This is a genomic window from Caulobacter sp. ALps2, from assembly GCF_058681635.1.
On record NZ_CM178743.1, the window covers coordinates 510767 to 528671 of the forward strand.

Here is a 17905-nt window from a genome sequence, read left to right on the forward strand (position 1 = left end):
CAAGCCTCGTGTAAACCCGCGACCGCATCATGACCGAACTCGCTCACACCGCTGAAGATCTCGCTCCGCTGCGCGAAAAGACCATCGTGCTGGTAGGGCTGATGGGCGTGGGGAAATCCAGCGTCGGCCGCCGTCTGGCGGGCGTGCTAGGCTTGCCGTTCCGCGACGCCGACAACGAGGTCGAGGCCGCCGCCGGCCGCTCGATCTCCGCGATCTTCGCCGAGCTGGGCGAGTCGGCCTTCCGCGACGGCGAGCGTCGGGTGATCGGCCGCCTGCTGGACGAGCCGCCGCACGTGCTGGCCACCGGCGGCGGGGCTTTCGTCAATCCCGAGACCCGCGCGCTGATCAACGAGAAGGCGGTCTCGGTCTGGTTGAAGGCCGATATCGAGCTGCTGGCTCGCCGCGTCTCGCGCAAGGACAACCGGCCGCTGGTCAAGGGCAAGGATCCTATCCAGGTCCTGACCCAGTTGGCGCAGGTGCGTTATCCGGCCTATGCCGAGGCTCAAGTCCACGTCCAGACCGGCGACACGCCGCATGGGGTGGCGGTGGACGCCATCCTGGCCGCCCTGCGCGCCCGTCCGGCTACCGAGTAGGAGTACCGCCATGATCCGCACCGTCCCCGTGGGCCTGGGCGATCGCGCCTATGACGTGGTCATCGGTCCGGGCCTGATCGACAAGGCCGGCGAGCGCATCGCGCCTGTACTTGGCAAACGCAAGCGCGTGGCCATCGTCACCGACTCGAACGTTGGCGAGCACCATGGCGAGCGGCTGGCGGTGTCTTTGGAAAAGGCCGGCGTCGCGGTCGACGTCATCACGATCCCGCCCGGCGAGGAGAGCAAGAGCTTCGAGGGGCTGCGGGACCTGTCCGACCGCCTGCTGGCCCTGGGCCTGGAGCGCGGCGACCAGATCGTGGCCTTCGGCGGCGGCGTCGTGGGCGACCTGGCCGGCTTCGCGGCCGCTATCTACAAGCGCGGCATCGACTTCGTGCAGGTGCCGACGACCCTGCTGGCCCAGGTCGACAGCTCGGTCGGCGGCAAGACCGCCATCGACACCCCCCGCGGCAAGAACCTGATCGGCGCCTTCCACCAGCCACGCCTCGTCCTGGCGGACCTGGACGTGCTGTGCACCCTGCCCGCCCGCGAGCTGTCGTGCGGCTATGCCGAGATCATCAAGTACGGCCTGCTGGGCGACTTCGCCTTCTTCGAGTGGCTGGAGGCCAACGTCCACGCCGTGCTGACCCGTGACGTCGAGGCCCTGGTTCGCGCCGTCGGCCGCAGTGTCGAGATGAAGGCCGAGATCGTCGCCGAGGACGAGAAGGAAGCCGGCCGCCGCGCGCTCCTGAACCTTGGCCACACCTTCGGCCACGCGATCGAGGCCGAGATGGGCTTCGGCGACGCGCTCAAGCACGGCGAAGCGGTGGGCGTAGGCATGGCCCAGGCGTTCCGCTTCTCGGCGAAGCAGGGCCTGTGCCCCAGCCAGGACGCCGTCCGCGCCGAAGCCGCCATCAAGGCCGCGGGCCTGCCGACGACCATGGCCGATGTCCGGCCGGAGCCGTTCTCGGCCGACGCCCTGGTCGCCCACTGCGGCCAGGACAAGAAGGCCGAGGGCGGCAAGCTGACCTTCGTGCTCGTGCGCGGCATCGGCGACGCCTTCGTCGCCAAGGACGTGGACCGCGAGGCGCTGAAGGCCTTCCTGGTCGAGGAAGGGGCGCGGTAAGTTTCCTTCTCCCCCTCGCGGGAGAAGGGATTACTTAGCCCCGCTTCCGCCCCTTCACCGCCAAGGCGATACCCGCCACCAGGAAATAGAACGCCCCGAAGCCTGCGTACGGCGCGATCGCCACGGCGGTCATCGGATGGTCGCCCGCCGCCAGCGACTGGGTGATCATGAAGACCCCGGCCAGCACCGACTGCGCACCGCTCAGCACCATCGGCCACTGGCCGCCCACCGAACGCCAGCGACGCACGCCGGCGGCTAGCTGCAGGATGCCCGAGAAAGCCGCCCAGACGCCGAACACGGTCAGCACCCGGCGCGGATCGGTCTGAAGCGCGAACAACACCGCGCAGGCGACCAGCAGGCTCACGATCAAATTGAAGGTCTGCGGGCCGTTGGCCGCGAAGCCGCCGTTGGACCGGGCGTCGAGCGCATTGGCCAGAGCGTCCCAGGCCGGATAGGCCACCAGCAGCACGCCGGCGGCCAGCGGGCTGTGCGTCCCGACCGCCACGGCGGCCAGGATCCAGGCCACGGACACGCCGGCCCGCAGGAAATAATAGCGCTTGAGCGCGTCGCGCTGGGCTGTGTCGACATGGGCCATGACGGCCTCCGTAGGGGCTGAGAGTTACATGCCGAGACATTATATGTCGCGACATATGAAAGCCCTTAGCGCGGACACCGCCAGTGAGTCCAGCCAATATTTGTCACGACATCTATTTTCACGGTAGATAACCGTCGCGACCAGGAGACCGCCGTGCCCGACTACATTCCCACGCTCGACGAGCAGCTGTGCTTCTCGCTCTACGGAGCCAGCATGGCGATCAATCGCGCCTACAAGCCGCTGCTCGACGCGCTGGAGATCACCTATCCGCAGTACCTGGTGCTGAGCACGCTGTGGGAAAGCGACGGTCTCAGCGTCGGCGCGATCGGCGAGCGGCTGGGCCTGGACTCGAGCAACGTGACGCCGCTGGTCAAGCGGATGGAGGGCGCGGGCCTGGTCAGCCGCGTACGCAATCCCGCCGACGAGCGCCAGGTGGTCGTCAGCCTGACAGACGCTGGCCGTGACATGCAGGCCCGCAGCACCTGCCTCGGCCAGACGCTATTCGCCGCCGCTGGCATGGACGTCACGCGGCTGGTGCGGCTGAACAAGGACGTCCAGGCGTTCCGGGATTCGGTCGCGCGCTTTGTCAGCGCGCAGCCTACGCGGTAGGGAGAGACCATGTTCACCGCCCTCCTCGGCCTCGCGCCCATCGTCGTCGCCCTTCTGGCCCTGTCGGCGATCTTCTCGGCGGCCGAGACCTCGATGACCGGCGCCAGCCGCTCGCGCATGCACCAGCTGGAGCGCGAGGGCGACGCGCCAGCCCGACGGGTCAACAAGCTGCTGGCCGACCAGGAGACGATGATCGGGGCGGTGCTGCTGGGCAACAACCTGATCAACATCCTGGCCTCGGCCCTGACCACCCAGGTGCTGACGACCCTGATCCCCGGTCCGTGGGGCGTGGCGACCGCCACCGCCGTCATGACCGTGCTCGTTCTGGTCTTCGCCGAGGTGCTGCCCAAGACCGTGGCCATCGTCCGCTCCGACGACGTCGCCCGCACGCTGTCGGGCCCGACCCTGCTGGTGGTCCGGCTGTTTGGGCCCATCATCTACGCCATCCAGTGGATCGTGCGCCGCACCCTGCGATTGTTCGGGGTCAAGCTGGACATGGCTGTCGACGTGCTGGCCGCCCACGAGGAGATCCGCGGCGCGGTCGACTACCACCACTCCGAAGGCCTGGTCGAGGCCGGCGACCGGCGGATGCTGGGTGGGGTGCTGGACCTCTCGGACATGGATGTCTCCGAGATCATGGTCCACCGTAAGTCGATGGTCCTGCTGGATGCTGACCTGCCCGCTCGCGAGTTGGTCGACGAGGTGCTGGAAGCGCAACACACCCGCATCCCGCTCTATCGCGACGAACCCGACAACATCATCGGCGTGCTGCACGCCCGCGACCTGCTCAAGGCTCTGGCCCAGTCGCCGACGGGCGTGGAAGGCCTCGATATCGCCGCCATCCTCCGCGAGCCGTGGTTCATTCCCGACACCACCAATCTCAAGGACCAGCTGAACGCCTTCCTCAAGCGCAAGAGCCACTTCGCTTTGGTCGTCGATGAGTACGGCGCGCTGCAGGGCCTGGTGACGCTGGAAGACATCCTCGAGGAGATCGTCGGCGAGATCGACGACGAGCACGACACCGCCCTGGATGGCGTGCGGCGGCAGGGCGACGGCTCGGTCAACGTCGACGGCCATGTCACGGTGCGCGACCTGAACCGCGCCATGGACTGGCGACTGCCCGAAGGCGACGCCGTCACCATCGCTGGCCTGGTCATCCACGAGGCCCAAATGATCCCGGAGCCAGGCCAGACCTTCATATTCCACCGCCACCGTTTCCAGGTGTTCCGGCGTCAGAGAAACCAGATCACGGCCCTGCGGATCAGCGCCCCTCTGGACGACGACAGCGAACTCTGAATCACTACGGTGAAGTTTCCGCGCGAGTTCGGGAACTAGATCGAAAAGGACGCGTTTCGTGTCCTTACGGACCAGGGGCGGTTCGGCGTGGAGGGGCGCGTTGGTCAAGTTGGCTGAGACCGACATTCGCGAGGACGGCGAAGCCGTTCCGCGCGCGCGTCTGGCCAGGCTGGAGACCGCCCTCGCCGACGAAATGCGCAAGTCCGACACCTTGGCGCGGGTCAGCGAGGCGATCGCTTCCAGCCTCGACATCGACGCGTGCGTGCAGGTGGCGATCGACGGAGCCCGTGAGATCAGCGGCGCCGCCTTTGGCGCTTTCTTCTACAATCTTGTCGAGCCTGACGGCGAATCCTACGCGCTGTATCGCCTGTCCGGCGCCGCGCCCGAAGCCTTCGCTAGTTTTCCGAAGGTGCGCAAGACCGAGGTCTTCGCTCCCACCTTCGAAAACACCAGCGTGGTGCGATCGGACGACATCACCCTCGACCCCCGGTACGGCCGCAACGCGCCGCGCAAGGGCATGCCCGAGGGCCACCTGCCGGTGCGCAGCTATCTGGCCATTCCCGTCGCGACTCGGCAGGGCGAGGTGCTGGGCGGCCTGTTCTTCGGTCATCCCGAGGCGGGCCGCTTCAGCGTTCGCGACGAGTCCCTGCTGGTCAGCCTGGGGGCCCAGGTCGCGGCCACCATCGAGTCGATCAAGCTGAACGGCGACGCCGTGGCCGAGTTGACCCAGCGCCGCCGGGCCGAGGAACGCTTGAAGTTCGCCCTCGACAGTGGCCGCATGGGCTCGTGGGACCTGGACGTGGCCACGAAGACCTACGAGGCCTCGGACCTGTGCAGGGCCAATTACGGCCGCCGCCCGGACGAGAGCTTCACCTTCGCCGACCTGATCGCCACGATCCATCCCGAGGATCGCCCGCGCATCCTGGGCGCGATCGAGGCCGCGATCCGCGACGGCGCCGATTACGATGTCGAGTACCGCGTTGTGCATCCGACCGGCGAGTTGCGCTGGCTACACGCGCGGGGCCGCGCCGCCCAGACCGCCGACGACGGCGGCGTACGCCGCCTGGCCGGGGTCTCGCTGGACATCACCGAGCGCAAGCGCGCCGATGAACGCCAGAAACTGCTGGTCAACGAGCTGAACCACCGGGTCAAGAACAGCTTGGCCACGGTGCAGTCGATCGCCGCCCAGACCCTGCGTTCGGTGGCCGCGCCCGAGTACTTCCGCGACGCTTTCGAGACCCGCTTGATCGCCCTGTCACAGACCCACGACCTGTTGACCCGCGAAAGCTGGGCCGGCGCCAGCCTGCGCGAAGTGTTCGACGTCGAGCTGCACGCCATGGCCGGCGAGGACCGGGTGACTTTCGATTATGCCGGCGACGTGCGCCTGAACCCCAAGGCCGCGGTGGCCTTGGGCATGGGTATCCACGAGCTGGCCACCAACGCGTCCAAGTACGGCGCCCTGTCGACGCCGGATGGCCGCGTGGCTGTGGCCTGGTCTCAGGAAGACGGCGTCCTGCGCCTGACCTGGACCGAAAGCGACGGCCCACCCGTCCGCCCGCCGGCCCGTCGTGGCTTCGGCGTCCGCCTTCTGGAGCGCGGCCTCGCGGCCGAGCTATCCGGCGGGGTCGAGCTGACCTATGATACCCTCGGCCTCGTCTGCCAAATGGCGTTGCCCCTGCGCGCGCTGGAGCCCTGAAACATGACTACTCTCTCGTCCCTGAAGGTCCTGGTCGTCGAAGACGAGGCGCTGGTTTCGATGCTGGTCGAGGACATGCTGACCGATCTCGGCTGCACCGTCGTCGGCCCGGCCGCCGAGATCGAGGAAGCCCTGCGCCTGGCGGGCTCGGCCGACATCGACGCGGCTCTGCTGGACGTTAATCTGGGCGGCCGCCCGATCTTCCCCGTGGCCGACGCCCTGAAGGCGCGCGGCGTGCCCTTCGCCTTCGCCAGCGGCTATGGCGAGGCGGGCCTGACCGAGGATCACAAGGGCGCCACGGTGTTGCAGAAGCCCTTCCGCGAGGCCGACCTGCGCCGCGTGCTGGAAAGCCTGGTCAGCCAGACGGCTTAGGCGCTCTCGGTAGCAGACACGAAAAAGGGCGGCCCCGCGAGGAGCCGCCCTTTCTTTTTGCCTACCGTTTGCTCGGCGATCAGCCGGGAGGCCAGGCCTCCCGGCCGTCGTCGTTTAGAAGCGAGCGGTCAGGCCGACTTGGTAGTAGCGACCCATGACGTCGTAGACGCCCAGGCCGGTGGTGCCCCACGGCGCTTCCTCGTCGAAGAGGTTGCGGATGTTCAGGCGAGCCTTGACCTTGTCGAAGCCGTAGCGGCCGCCGACGAAGTCGGTCAGGTCGTACGACATCTGCAGGTGGTTCACGTAGTAGTCCTTGACCCACAGCGGATCGCGGGTTTCCGGCGTGAAGTCCTTGTTGAAGTAGGACTTGCCCGTGAAGTTGGTGGTCAGCGTGACCGACAGCGGACCGCGCTTGTAGGTCGTGTCCAGCTGCCAACCCACATCCGGGTTGCCGATTTCGCCCTTGTCGTCGTTCAGGTCGAAGCCCAGGCCGGTGACCGAGGTCTCCTGCTTGTTGACGTGGAACAGGTCGAAGTTGAAGTCCAGGTTACCCAGGTCGGCGCCGTTGGCGGCCTTGTTGAGGAACGGCGCGTCGGCCAGGTCGAAGTTGTAGTCGACGCCCAGGGTCGCGCCCTGGAAGTTGGTGTAGCCCGCGTTGACGAAGCCTTGGGCCGGGCCCGTGTAGCCGCTGGCCGCATCGGCGGTGACGATCTGACCTTGCGAGTTACGACGGAAGCGCGAGCAGACATCGGCCGGCTTGCTCGGCGAGTCGTAGCAGACCTGCATGATCGAGCTGAGGCTGAAGTTCACGATCGCATCTTTGATGTCGATGTTCACCCAGTCGAAGCTGACCGCCAGACCCTTGATGAACGAGGGTTGGTAGACAAAGCCCACCGACCATTCATCAGCCACTTCGTTGCGCAGGCTGGTGTTGCCCGAGGTGGTGCCTTGGACGGTCGCGGCCTGGACGGTCGAGGTCAGGTTGAAGTTGGCCGGCAGACCCAGGGCGGCGAAGTCGGCCCGGCAGTTGGCCGTGCGGGTCGCCGGGTTCGGGCCCGTACCGATGTTGCGGGCGTCGCAGGGGTCGGTGGCGGTGAAGAAGCTGGTCGCGTTCGGCAGGAACAGCTCGGTGATCGCCGGAGCGCGGAAGGCCGCGCTGACCGTACCGCGGATCAGCAGGTCGTTGATCGGCTTCCAGCGGACGCCATAGCTCCACGCGTCGTTGGTGCCGGCCAGCGAGTTCTTCACGCGACGGCGAGCGCCTTCGACTTCCAGGCTACGCATGCCCGGGAACGAGAAGTCGCCGCCGAAGATCGGGATCAGACCTTCGATGTAGACTTCCTTGGTGTCGTACGAACCGCTGAGGGCGGTGATCGCGGCCGAGCGACCGACGCCGAGGCGTTGCGGTTCGTTCGGGGTGAAGCGCGACTTTTCCTTGCGGTACTCGTAGCCGGCGTTGAAGCTGACCATACCACCCGGCAGACGGATCAGGTCACCGCCGAAGTTGGCTTCGTAGCCTTGCTGGATGAGGGCGTATTTGCTCTCGAACTGGACGTTGATGTAGTCCTTGGCCGCTTGGCTAGGCGCGCCCAGACCGAACATGTTCAGAGGGGCGCAGCCGGCGGCGCGCGCCGCGGCGCTACGGCAGACGATGGCGCCCGAGCTGTCACGAACCGCGTCGATGGCTTCGACGAAGCGCGTCTGGATGATGTTCGGCGACTGGAACGAACCCCACGACTTGCCCAGGTTGGCCGCGACGTTCCAGTAGAAGTTGCGGTCGGCGAATTCAAAGTCGCCTTCCAGGTTGAACACCGTACGCAGCAGATCGCCTTCGGTGTTGGTCTTGTTGTTGCCGAGGTCGGCCGAGGCGCGGCTCAGATAGAACAGCACGTCACCAGGGCTGGCCGTATCGGCGGCCAAGGTCGCCAGAGCGCCACCGGTCGGTTGCGACAGGATGGCGGCGCGGGTGGCCGCCGGCAGGAACGGGTTGGCCGTCGAGAAGCGCAGCGAAGCCGAATTGCCGCCGAAGATCGGGGCGTTGTAGATCGGCTGGTTGTACGGCTCGACCGAGGTCTGGTGATTGTAGAACACTTCCGTGTTCAGGCGGATGCGGTCGGTGATGTCGAAGCGGCTGAACAGCGTCGCGACGTGACGCTTCACTGGCGAGACCAGCGAGGACAGGTCGGCCAGGTTCATGCCGTCGCCGCCCGTGGCGACGCTGGCGCTGTAGAAGGTGCCGCTGTTGTACGGGATCAGCGTGCCGCCCGGGCCGAACTGGGCCGCGATGCGTTGACCCGGGTTGTTCGGATCCGGAATGGTCAGCAGCTGCCCCAACGACGAACCGCTGTTGCGGAAGCCGATGCCGCCCAAGGTGACTTCCGGGATGCGGCGGTTGATGGCGATGATCGAGCCAGGGATGCCGTCGGTGGCCGTACGGTTGGCGGGATTGACGACAAAGGCCAGCTGACGGGCCGTGATGTCACGATCGTTGAAGCCGAGCTGCGTGGTCTCGTTGTATTCGTAGCTGCCCGAGACGTTGAGGCGGCCGTCCATGAAGTTGCGGCCGGCGGTGATGCGGGCGCGGTAGGTGTCCGCGTCGCCCTTGTCCGAGACGCCGTACTGGCCATCGACCTCGACGCCTTCGAAGTGCGTCTTGGTGATGATGTTGATGACGCCGGCGATGGCGTCCGAGCCGTAGACGGCGGCGCCGCCGGCTTGAATGATTTCAGTGCGGTCGACGAGGCCGGTCGGAATGCCGTTGAAGTCGACCTGGCCACCGCCGCCCGCGCCCGAGAACAGCGAGGCGACGTTGCTGCCGACGAAGCGGCGGCCGTTCACCAGCGTCAGGGTGCGGTTGGTGCCCAGGTTGAACAGGTTGATGTAGTTGCGGCCCGTACCGAACGAGCCCTGGTCGCCGATCGGGTTGATCGGGATACCGGCCGACGGCATGTCGTTCAGGGCGTCGGCCAGGTTGGTGTAGCCCTTGGCGTCCACCGACTCCGAGCTGATGACTTGGATCGGCTGGGCCGAAACCAGGTCGGGACGACGGATGCGCGAGCCGGTGACGACGACGGCGTCGACTTCAGCGACATCTTCCTTGGGCGCGGCGGCCGTCTCGGTTTGAGCGAAGGCAGTGGTCGCGCTAGCCAGCGCGATCAGCATGCTCGTGCCGAGGAGGAGTGAACGACTGATCATTTTTAGAAAAAACCCCCGAATTGGACAATTGGCCCACTGCCCCCGCATGAGCCAAATGCAGAGGTCGGAGTGAGCCTTAGGGGGAGGGTACGGCCTGCGTCAGGTCGGTGACACCTGCAATAAGGCGAATTGGACGACTTCGTGGTGAAAGCGTTACCGTGAGGACACAGAAATGCCATGCGAGCCGAACTTCGACACACAATGTTGCATTACCGCAAGTTAATATATTCTACCCATATGCCGCACAATGTCGGCAAAAACATCCATTTTTTCATACATGTCACGCTTTTGAGGCAATAATTTTCACATAGTGGCGCAATTCGACGATCGAGTTCGGAGGGCCGATTGAACGGCGTCGCGAATTTGTAGCGTCTATTATTTGGACCTTAATTGCCCAAATTAGGCCTTAGTCGAGATCGCGCGGGCCGAACGAATGGGGCAGGAGGCCCCAGAAATCGAGCCTTTCGGTCGTCTCACCGCCCTGCACCGAGACGATCTGGCAAGCCTCGCTGGCAAACTCGGCGATGCGCTGCCGACAGGCTCCGCAAGGCTGGACCACGGCGTCGGAGCCGGCCGCGATGAGCACCTTGTCGATGACCCGCGAACCGCCGGCGGTGATCATCGCCCCGATCGCCGTCTGTTCGGCGCAGGTCCCGACCGGATAGGCCGCGTTCTCGACATTGACGCCGTAGTGGACGCTCCCCTCGTCGTCGATCACCGCCGCGGCCACCGTGAAGCTGGAATAGCGGGCGTACGACCGCGCCAGCAGACCGGGCAGAACCTTGGCGGCTTCCTGTTCAACCGTTTCGGGGGTGGCGCTCATGCTGCTTCCTGCCTTCCGGCAGAGGATCGCGCCGGGGAGAGAGGCAATCAGCCGCAGCCCTTTCGCGCAAGCGAAAAACGCCGCCCCTCCCTACCCCTCGCCGGGCGCCGTCGCGACGATCGACAGAGCGTGGACCGGGCCCGCCAATTCGTCGGCCAACACCTTCATCACCATGCGCTGGCGCATCACGCGGGCCTTGCCTGCAAAGGCGTCCGCCTCGATTCGCAGATTGAAGTGACTTTCGCCCGAACCGGTGTGGCCAGCGTGGCCGTGGTGACGGTCGCTATCGTCCACCAGCTCCAGGCGGGTGGGCGAAAAAGCCTCGTTCAGCTTGCGAAGGAGGGTGTCGGTGACATCGCCCATGTGTGTCTCTTGCTTGTCAATCCTTGAACGGAAATAGCGCGGGCTTACTCTAGACGCCATGAGCCGGCAGTTCGAATATCGTCCCAAATTCACCGACATCCGGGTCCGGCCGCCCAAGAAGGGCGAGGACGACCCGGTGAACGACGTCCTGGGCCTCAAGCCGGGCGAGAAACGCTGCGACCATCCCGATTGTCGCCTGGCGGGCTCGACCAAGGCTCCGAAGTCGCGCGACCTGCCGAACCAGCACTACTGGTTCTGTCAGCAGCACGCGGCCGAATACAACAAGAACTGGAACTTCTACGCCGGCATGAGCGAAGCGCAGATCCGCGCCGCTCAGGAGAGCGAGCGGATGACCGGCGGTCGTCCGACCTGGAGCTTCAAGGCCGACGCCAATTCGCGTGAAGCCGCCGCGGCCGCCGCGCGCGACGCCCGGGCCTTCGCCGACCCGTTCGGGATCTTCCGCGCCCAGCAGCGCAAGGCCGAATCGCAACGCAGCGCCGCCGAGCGCAGCCTGGGTAAGCTGGAACGCCAGTCTCTGGCCGACCTGGACCTGGAAGCCGGCGCCGACAGCGCTACGATCAAGGCGAAGTACAAGGAACTGCTCAAGCGCTGCCACCCCGACGCCAACGGCGGCGACCGCAGCGCCGAGCACAAGCTGCAGCGGGTCATCAAGGCCTACAAGCAGCTGCAGAAGGCAGGGCTGGTGAAGAACTAGGGCGGCGCCTCTCGCCAAAAGTGGGTTTGATCCGGCAAGTCTCGGCGCTATTTGTCGGAGTAATAAACCCGCCGTGAGGAAACATGCCGCGCTACGGAAAGAACACCGACCGTCGGGCGCTGCTGGCCGGATTGAGCACAGCCGCTCTGGGCCTGATGGGCGCGCCGGCCTTCGCCCAGGTCCAGGGGCTGTTCTATCCGACCTATCCCAAGCCGGGCACGCCCAAGCTGGAGGGCGCCGACAACAGCCGGCGGGTTGTCCCACCGCCCGCCCAGGACTACTGGCCCTATGCCCGGATCAGCGGCGCCGGTCGCCCCGTGACCAAGGCCACTCAGGACGGCGGCTGGCGCTCGGGCCTGTCGGAGGTCAGCTACAAGGGCCCCGAACCGCGCGCCTATCCCGTCGCGCCCTGGGGTGAGGCCGACAGCGGCTCGGCCGTGAAGAGCGGCAAGTTGCCGGCCATCCGCCCGATCTGGAACGCCCACATCCGCGACACCATCGTCTGCCTGGGCGGCGACGGTTTCTACTATATGACCGGCACCACCGGCGATAACTGCTGGGCGGTGAACGACGGCGTCGAGCTGTGGCGCTCCCGCGACCTCAAGGCCTGGGACTATATGGGCCTGGTCTGGAGCATCGACCGCGAGGGGACCTGGGAGAAGAACTGGACCGCCCGCGCCGGCGTGCCGTTCCGCGCGCTGTGGGCCCCGGAGATCCACTTCCTGGGCGGCAACTTCTACATCTGCCACTGCATCAGCGGCGTCGGCATCGGCGTGCTGAAGAGCACCACCGGCCGCGCCGAGGGCCCTTACGTCCACGCCCTGTCCGACGCGCCGATCAAGGGCGGCATCGACTCGACGCTGTTCGAGGCCGCCGACGGCAAGGTTTATCTATCGTGGGGCGCGGCCACGAAGGTCCGCGAGATCAAGCCCGACTTCAGCGACTTCGCCGGCGACTGGCAGGACCTGGTGTTCGACGACAGCGGCGTCGATCCCCGGGCGGCGAAGGCCAGCAAGCCGGTGCGTCGCGTCGGCTTCGAGGGCGCGACCTTCTTCCGGGCCAACGGCAAGTACTACGTCGGGGCCTGCAACAAGGACGAGGGCCGCTATTCCTTCTGGTTCGCCTCGTCGGACAACCTGCTGGGCCCCTATGCCGGACGCCACGAAGGCCCGCCGGGCGGCGGCGGCGGCAACCTCTTCCGCGACAAGACCGGCCGCTGGTGGCAGACCTTCTTCGGCAATGACGACCAGATGCCGTTCCGCGAGAAGCCTGGCCTGATCGCCATCGAGTTCGACGTCGCCGGCCGTGTCATCGCCTCCAAGGACCAGCCGTTCAAACCGTTTACCTAGGCGACTTGCGAAGCGCCCCGTGACTGAGCCATCTTTCGCCGCCACTGGGCGAGGGACGACTCTTCGATGACCGACAGCGATCGCGAATGGCGCGCCCCAGCCGAGCCGCCGACGCCGGTGACGCCCGTTCCGTTCGGCAAGCCGTGGAGCATCTGGTTCTGGGGCGGGCTGATCTCGACCGCGGGCCTGGCCCTGGCCGTCGCGCCGCGCCAGGTGCTGCACCTGCTTGACGCCCATGTCGACGCGACCTCCCTGCCCTGGGTGCGGTTCGCGGGCCTAGTCCTCCTAGCCTACGCCATGGGCTACCATGTCGCCGGCTGGACGGGGCAGCGCACCTACATGCGGGCCTCGGTGGTGCTGCGGGTGTTCTCGCTGGTGGTGATCGGCGCGTTCGTGCTGCTGGACTGGCTGCCCAAGGCCTGGCTGGCCGTGGGGCTCGTCGATTTCGTCGGCGCGGTGTGGACGACCCTGGAACTCAGGTGGCGCCCGAAACCGAAGACGGCTTGAACCGCCTCTGGACCAGGAACGCCGCGAACCAGCAGGTCATGGCCCAGGCCGCGCCCACGCACCAGCCGGCCAGCACGTCGCTGGCCCAGTGGACGCCCAGATAGACCCGGCTGATCCCCACCAGCAGGCTGATCAGGACCGCCGACACCATCGCCAGCACCTTGACCCGTCGCTTGTCGGCGAAGCGCGCGGCCAGAACGCCAAGGGTCAGGAACACCACGGCCGACAGCATGGCGTGGCCTGACGGGAAGCTGGCGTTGACCGCCTCCACCGCCCGATAGACAAGGTCCGGCCGCTCGCGCTCGAACACTCGCTTCAGGGTCTGGCTGATGACCAGCCCCCCGCCCGCGCCCGCGATCAGCAGCAGGCCCTCGGTCCAGCGCCGCAAACTGGCCAAGAGGGCGAAGGCCATCAGGATCAGCAGGGCCAGCACCGCCACCGATCCCAGCGCCGTGATGTCGGTCGCCGCCAGGTGCAGCCACTGAGGCCCGACCAGTTCGTGTGGCTGGCTGTCGACTCGCAGCGCTCGCAGCACCGCCATGTCCAGCGCCCGGGTCTCGCCTTCGGCCACTTCGTCGGCGATCGACAGGAAGCCCCAGGCGCCCAAGGCCACGATCAGCAGGGCCCCGGTAGCGCCCAGCTCGCGTCGGGCGGCGGCCAGCAGTCCTCGAAAGGCGATACGGATCAAGCGGATAACTCCTGGGCGGCGGGTTCAGGCTACAACATTTCTCTTTTGAAACATGAACTTAAGCTGACCAAGGCCGTTCAGGTTCCGACCATGTTGGACCTTGTAGGTTCGACTTCTCTTCAAAGGAGACCCGAACATGAAACGCCTGATTACCGCTTCGCTCGCCGTTCTGATGCTGGCCGGCGGCGCCAGCGCCGCTTCCGCCCAGGACTGGCGTCGCGACCATAACAACAACGGTCGCTACGACAGCCGCGACCGCGCCTACGAGAATGGCCGTCGCGACCAAGCTCGCGCCGAAAACCGCCAGGACCGTCGCGAATACCGCCGCTGGGCCAAGGGCCAGCGTCTGGACGCCCGTTACCGCGGCAATGGCTACTATGTCAGCGACTATCGTCGCCACGGCCTGCGCGCCCCGCCGCGCGGCTATCGCTGGCAGCGTGTGGACGACCAGTACGTCCTGGCCGCCGTCGCCACGGGCCTGATCGCCTCGGTGATCCTGGCCAACCGCTAAAAAAAATGGGTCTCGAGGGGACGCCGCATCGCGGCGCCCCCTTCCCTCACCCTAGGTCAAAGCGCTAATCCGGTGGACATGCCCGAGTTCGCCGACACCAGCTCCGCCAACGATCCCCTGATCACCCTGGTCCCTGACAAGTGGGTGACGCTCCGCGACGCGTTCGGCGTCGACAGCGACATGAAGGTCCCGTGCTTCTCGCACCGCGACGCGCACGTCCCCGAGATCGACACGGCCTACAAGTTCGACCCGCAGACGACGAAAGCCATCTGCGCCGGCTTCGCCAAGGATCGCCGCGTGATGGTCCAAGGCTATCACGGCACCGGCAAGTCGACCCACATCGAGCAGATCGCCGCGCGCCTGAACTGGCCGCTGGTTCGCGTGAACCTGGACAGCCACGTCTCGCGTATCGATCTGGTGGGCAAGGACGCCATCGTCCTGAAGGAAGGCAAGCAGGTCACCGAATTCCGCGAAGGCATCCTGCCCTGGGCCCTGCAGCGCCCGATCGCCCTGGTGTTCGACGAATATGACGCTGGCCGCCCGGACGTGATGTTCGTGATTCAGCGCGTGCTGGAAGCCGGCGGCAAGCTGACGCTGCTGGACCAGAACCGTGTCATCCGCGCCAATCCGTATTTCCGGCTGTTCTCCACGACCAACACCATCGGTCTGGGCGACACCACCGGCCTCTACCACGGCACCCAGCAGATCAACCAAGGTCAGATGGACCGCTGGTCGATCGTCACGACCCTGAACTATCTGGAGCACGACGTCGAAGCCGCCATCGTGCTGGCCAAGAACCCTTCGTACGACACGGCCGAGGGCAAGCGCACCCTGGCCGCCATGGTTCGCGTCGCCGACATGACCCGCAACGCCTTCATGAACGGCGACATCTCGACCGTCATGAGCCCGCGCACCGTGATCACCTGGGCCCAGAACGCCGAGATCTTCGATCACGACGTGGCCCTGGCCTTCCGCCTGACCTTCCTGAACAAGTGCGACGAACTCGAACGCCCCACGGTGGCCGAGTTCTTCCAGCGCGCGTTCGGCACGGACCTGCCGGAAAGCGCGGCGCGGGTGAAGGTGGCCTAAGGGCTCGCGTATTTCCGACAAGACAGCGTCATCGGAACCACCTCTACTGGCGGTCCGTTGACCTGCGACACTTCTCGGAGACGCTCCATGACCGACATCACCTACACCATCGTCGAACACGACGGCGGCTGGGCCTACAAGGTTGGCGACACCTTCTCCGAGACATTTCCGACGCATGACGCGGCGCTGAAGGCGGCCAAGACCGCCGCGGCCGAGCAAGAACAGCCCGGCGAGACCGAAGGCATTACCTACGAGGACAAGAACGCCGTCTGGCATGGCGAGGTCGCGTCCGGCGACGATCGTCCGACCACCCATGTGCGGGACGCCGAATAGCCTCGTTCGGAAATTGGCCCTGATCTTGCCGCGCAGAGCTTCCTGAAGCCCATTTTGAGACAAGGTCGCCGCCGATGTTCGCCAAGAAGAAAGAAGCCCCCGCGTCGCTGGCCCTGACTCCGCTGGCGCACCCGGCGGCGCCCCAGGTCCAGTCGCAGCCGGTCGCCCCGGCGCCCACCCGCCCCAAGCCCGCCTCGCTGTTCTCGCAAGGCCTGACCGTTCGCGGCGACATCGTCGGCGACGTCGAGGTCCATGTCGACTGCGCCGTGCTGGGCGACGTCAAGGTGGGCAAGCTGGTGGTCGGCCCCAATGCCCGCATCGAGGGTTCGATCGTCGCCCAGGCCATCGAGATCCACGGCCTGGTCATCGGCGCGGTCACCGCCCAGGCGGTGCGCCTGTACGGCACCTCGCGCGTGGACGGCGACATTACCCACGAGCAGCTGGCCATGGAGACCGGCGCGGAGTTCCAGGGCCGCAGCCTGAAGTTCCGCCGCCCAGCCCCGCCGCAACCGCAGGGCCACGCGCCGCAGCCTCACGCGCAGCAAGCTCCGGCCCCGCAGCAGGCCGCGCCGCAGCCGGCCCCGACCGCGCCGTCGGCTTCGCAGACGCCCTACAGCCACGTGTCCCACTAGGATTCTGACGCCTTTTTCGGCGCCGCGCCTTGCTTTTGGAGCCTGATGGCCACCGAAAGCAGCAGCCACTTTCGGCTATCAAGCTGGTGTGTGGCGCGGCGGCCACGCGGTTCCGCTTTTGGGAAACCCGACGGAACACTGGCGCTAAGCCGGGCTTTGATACGGTGTGGGTTGGCGCGAACCAGCCCGGATCGAGGAGCCCAAATCCATGGCCGGCAAGCCGTTGAAGATCGTGCCGCCCGTCTCGGGCGTGGCGGAAGTCTACGACCTGGGACGCGGTCCCGAGTCCACCGCCCAACGCGTCAAGCGCCTCCAGAACGAGGCCCGCCTTCTGGCTCGCGAAGAGGTCGAGCGCCTGGACCGCGACCTCCGCAAACTAGCCGATCAGGCGAAGTCGATCGCCGACGGCGGCGAGGCCTATCCCGCCGGCATCCGCGAACTGGCGGGCCGCATCGGGGTGGACACGGCCCAGCGGGCGGAGATCCTGCGGGCGTTGCTGGAGCGGCTGCACTAACCGATCCGCTTTGTACCAAAACGGCTCAGCCCGCCGCGTTCGCCATCTTGCGCAGACGCCGCGCCAGGTCTTCGGGCCGGTCGGCGATCTGGTCGAACAGGGCCTGGACCTCGGCCTCGCCGAACCCCGCCGCGCGCAAGGTGCGCCAGGCGCCGGCCAGCACGGCCTCGGCGATGTCCAGCCGGTCCTCGGCAAGCGCGAGGCCAGCCCCGAACGGGCTCTGACAGATAGGATATTCAGCGGCGAGCGACATGACGGCCTCCTGCGGTCGGCAGTAATGTTCCTTTTTTGTTCGCATCGCGCAAGAGAGTCGAGTCCCCATTTCGGGACATCGAAAAAGCCCCGGACGTCGGTCCGGGGCTTTGATCATTTTCACGGCCTTTTCGGCTTAGCGGCAGACAGTCCGCTCGCGATAGACGCCCTCGTAGCGATCGTAGTCGCGGGTCGTCCAGCACTCGCGGTCGCCATAGTAGGGACGCGGGGCGTATCCGTAGCCGTAGCGCGGCGGGGGCGGCGGGGCGTAGGCGCGACGGCCGTAATAACGGTCATCGTAACGATCGTTGCGGTTGCCGTCCGAAATGGCTGCGCCAACGGCCAGGCCGACGATGCCGGCGGCGATCGCGACGGCGGCGGTGTCGCCGCCACGGTCGTGGTGACGGCGATAGTGGCGGGGATCGGCCGAGGCGCTCGTCGCCACCACCAGGGACACGACCGCCGCGCCGGCGGCGATCTTGCCGATCGAGCTGAACAGCTTGTGGGCCATGATGCCCTCCTTGGGTTTCGCTTCCCGGCGCCCTTCGCGTCGTCCAGCGTCACAGGGACGATCGGACTTCCTGCCTGAACGGCGCCTGAACGGAATAATTCAACGGCCGGCGGAACCGGTTTGTTCACCTTTTTGCGCC

21 protein-coding genes are annotated in these 17905 nt (G+C 66.6%); 14 read left to right on the forward strand and 7 right to left on the reverse strand.

Going from position 1 to position 17905, the window contains the following annotated elements; genetic code table 11:
- The first annotated feature begins 29 nt into the window (after positions 1-29).
- Positions 30-593, forward strand: a complete 564-nt coding sequence (locus tag ACW173_RS02285) for a shikimate kinase (protein ID WP_492083278.1) — start codon at positions 30-32, stop codon at positions 591-593.
- 10 nt (positions 594-603) lie between these two features.
- Entirely contained in the window at positions 604-1716 is a 1113-nt protein-coding gene (aroB, locus tag ACW173_RS02290; RefSeq protein WP_492083279.1) for a 3-dehydroquinate synthase, read from the forward strand.
- 34 nt (positions 1717-1750) lie between these two features.
- Here aroB and ACW173_RS02295 read toward each other — a convergent pair whose 3' ends face one another.
- Positions 1751-2311, reverse strand: a complete 561-nt coding sequence (locus ACW173_RS02295) for a DUF7994 family protein (protein ID WP_492083280.1) — start codon at positions 2309-2311, stop codon at positions 1751-1753.
- A gap of 213 nt (positions 2312-2524) precedes the next feature.
- Between ACW173_RS02295 and ACW173_RS02300 the strand changes: the two genes are divergently transcribed.
- The 4 genes from ACW173_RS02300 to ACW173_RS02315 all read left to right on the forward strand — a co-directional run bounded on the left by ACW173_RS02300 (position 2525) and on the right by ACW173_RS02315 (position 6284).
- The gene (locus ACW173_RS02300; RefSeq protein ID WP_492085867.1) at positions 2525-2920 is read left to right on the forward strand and encodes a MarR family winged helix-turn-helix transcriptional regulator; all 396 of its coding nucleotides are present in this window, start codon (positions 2525-2527) and stop codon (positions 2918-2920) included.
- A 9-nt stretch (positions 2921-2929) separates the two neighbouring features.
- Positions 2930-4216 carry an HlyC/CorC family transporter gene (locus ACW173_RS02305; protein WP_492083281.1) on the forward strand — a complete coding sequence of 429 codons (1287 nt, stop codon included), beginning with the start codon at positions 2930-2932 and terminating at the stop codon, positions 4214-4216.
- Between the two features lie 100 nt (positions 4217-4316).
- Positions 4317-5912, forward strand: a complete 1596-nt coding sequence (locus tag ACW173_RS02310) for an HWE histidine kinase domain-containing protein (RefSeq protein ID WP_492083282.1) — start codon at positions 4317-4319, stop codon at positions 5910-5912.
- Positions 5913-5915: 3 nt separating this feature from the next.
- Positions 5916-6284, forward strand: a complete 369-nt coding sequence (locus ACW173_RS02315; protein ID WP_492083283.1) for a response regulator — start codon at positions 5916-5918, stop codon at positions 6282-6284.
- Positions 6285-6398: 114 nt separating this feature from the next.
- Here the strand turns inward: ACW173_RS02315 and ACW173_RS02320 are convergent, their stop codons facing one another.
- The 3 genes from ACW173_RS02320 to ACW173_RS02330 form a co-directional block, all read right to left on the reverse strand.
- Positions 6399-9446 (reverse strand): TonB-dependent receptor domain-containing protein, encoded by a 3048-nt coding sequence (locus tag ACW173_RS02320; RefSeq protein WP_492083284.1) that lies wholly within the window; start codon positions 9444-9446, stop codon positions 6399-6401.
- A 439-nt stretch (positions 9447-9885) separates the two neighbouring features.
- Positions 9886-10302, reverse strand: a complete 417-nt coding sequence (gene cdd, locus ACW173_RS02325) for a cytidine deaminase (protein ID WP_492083285.1) — start codon at positions 10300-10302, stop codon at positions 9886-9888.
- 90 nt (positions 10303-10392) lie between these two features.
- Complete coding sequence (locus ACW173_RS02330) at positions 10393-10665, reverse strand: BolA family protein (RefSeq protein ID WP_492083286.1); 273 nt, start codon at positions 10663-10665, stop codon at positions 10393-10395.
- Positions 10666-10723: 58 nt separating this feature from the next.
- Between ACW173_RS02330 and ACW173_RS02335 the strand changes: the two genes are divergently transcribed.
- The 3 genes from ACW173_RS02335 to ACW173_RS02345 all read left to right on the forward strand — a co-directional run bounded on the left by ACW173_RS02335 (position 10724) and on the right by ACW173_RS02345 (position 13236).
- Entirely contained in the window at positions 10724-11380 is a 657-nt protein-coding gene (locus ACW173_RS02335; RefSeq protein ID WP_492083287.1) for a J domain-containing protein, read from the forward strand.
- Between the two features lie 83 nt (positions 11381-11463).
- On the forward strand, positions 11464-12729 hold the full coding sequence (locus tag ACW173_RS02340) for a family 43 glycosylhydrolase (RefSeq protein WP_492083288.1): 1266 nt from the start codon (positions 11464-11466) through the stop codon (positions 12727-12729).
- A 66-nt stretch (positions 12730-12795) separates the two neighbouring features.
- On the forward strand, positions 12796-13236 hold the full coding sequence (locus ACW173_RS02345) for a hypothetical protein (protein ID WP_492083289.1): 441 nt from the start codon (positions 12796-12798) through the stop codon (positions 13234-13236).
- On the opposite strand, the gene ACW173_RS02350 is transcribed toward ACW173_RS02345, so the two are convergent.
- Positions 13205-13924, reverse strand: coding sequence for a phosphatase PAP2 family protein (locus ACW173_RS02350; RefSeq protein ID WP_492083290.1), 720 nt, complete (start codon positions 13922-13924; stop codon positions 13205-13207). The genes ACW173_RS02345 and ACW173_RS02350 overlap by 32 nt on opposite strands.
- A gap of 136 nt (positions 13925-14060) precedes the next feature.
- On the opposite strand from ACW173_RS02350, the gene ACW173_RS02355 reads away from it, so the two are divergent.
- The 5 genes from ACW173_RS02355 (at position 14061) to ACW173_RS02375 (ending at position 17003) form a co-directional block, all read left to right on the forward strand.
- Positions 14061-14435, forward strand: a complete 375-nt coding sequence (locus ACW173_RS02355; RefSeq protein ID WP_492083292.1) for an RcnB family protein — start codon at positions 14061-14063, stop codon at positions 14433-14435.
- 78 nt (positions 14436-14513) lie between these two features.
- A complete protein-coding gene (cobS, locus tag ACW173_RS02360) occupies positions 14514-15524 on the forward strand; it encodes a cobaltochelatase subunit CobS (protein ID WP_492083293.1) in 1011 nt (336 codons plus the stop codon).
- An 87-nt stretch (positions 15525-15611) separates the two neighbouring features.
- Complete coding sequence (locus ACW173_RS02365; RefSeq protein ID WP_492083294.1) at positions 15612-15857, forward strand: DUF2188 domain-containing protein; 246 nt, start codon at positions 15612-15614, stop codon at positions 15855-15857.
- A 74-nt stretch (positions 15858-15931) separates the two neighbouring features.
- Positions 15932-16489, forward strand: a complete 558-nt coding sequence (locus ACW173_RS02370) for a bactofilin family protein (protein ID WP_492083295.1) — start codon at positions 15932-15934, stop codon at positions 16487-16489.
- Positions 16490-16697: 208 nt separating this feature from the next.
- Complete coding sequence (locus tag ACW173_RS02375; RefSeq protein ID WP_492083296.1) at positions 16698-17003, forward strand: hypothetical protein; 306 nt, start codon at positions 16698-16700, stop codon at positions 17001-17003.
- A gap of 25 nt (positions 17004-17028) precedes the next feature.
- On the opposite strand, the gene ACW173_RS02380 is transcribed toward ACW173_RS02375, so the two are convergent.
- The gene (locus tag ACW173_RS02380; protein ID WP_492083297.1) at positions 17029-17256 is read right to left on the reverse strand and encodes a hypothetical protein; all 228 of its coding nucleotides are present in this window, start codon (positions 17254-17256) and stop codon (positions 17029-17031) included.
- Between the two features lie 135 nt (positions 17257-17391).
- Entirely contained in the window at positions 17392-17766 is a 375-nt protein-coding gene (locus ACW173_RS02385; RefSeq protein ID WP_492083298.1) for a hypothetical protein, read from the reverse strand.
- Positions 17767-17905 lie beyond the last annotated feature (139 nt).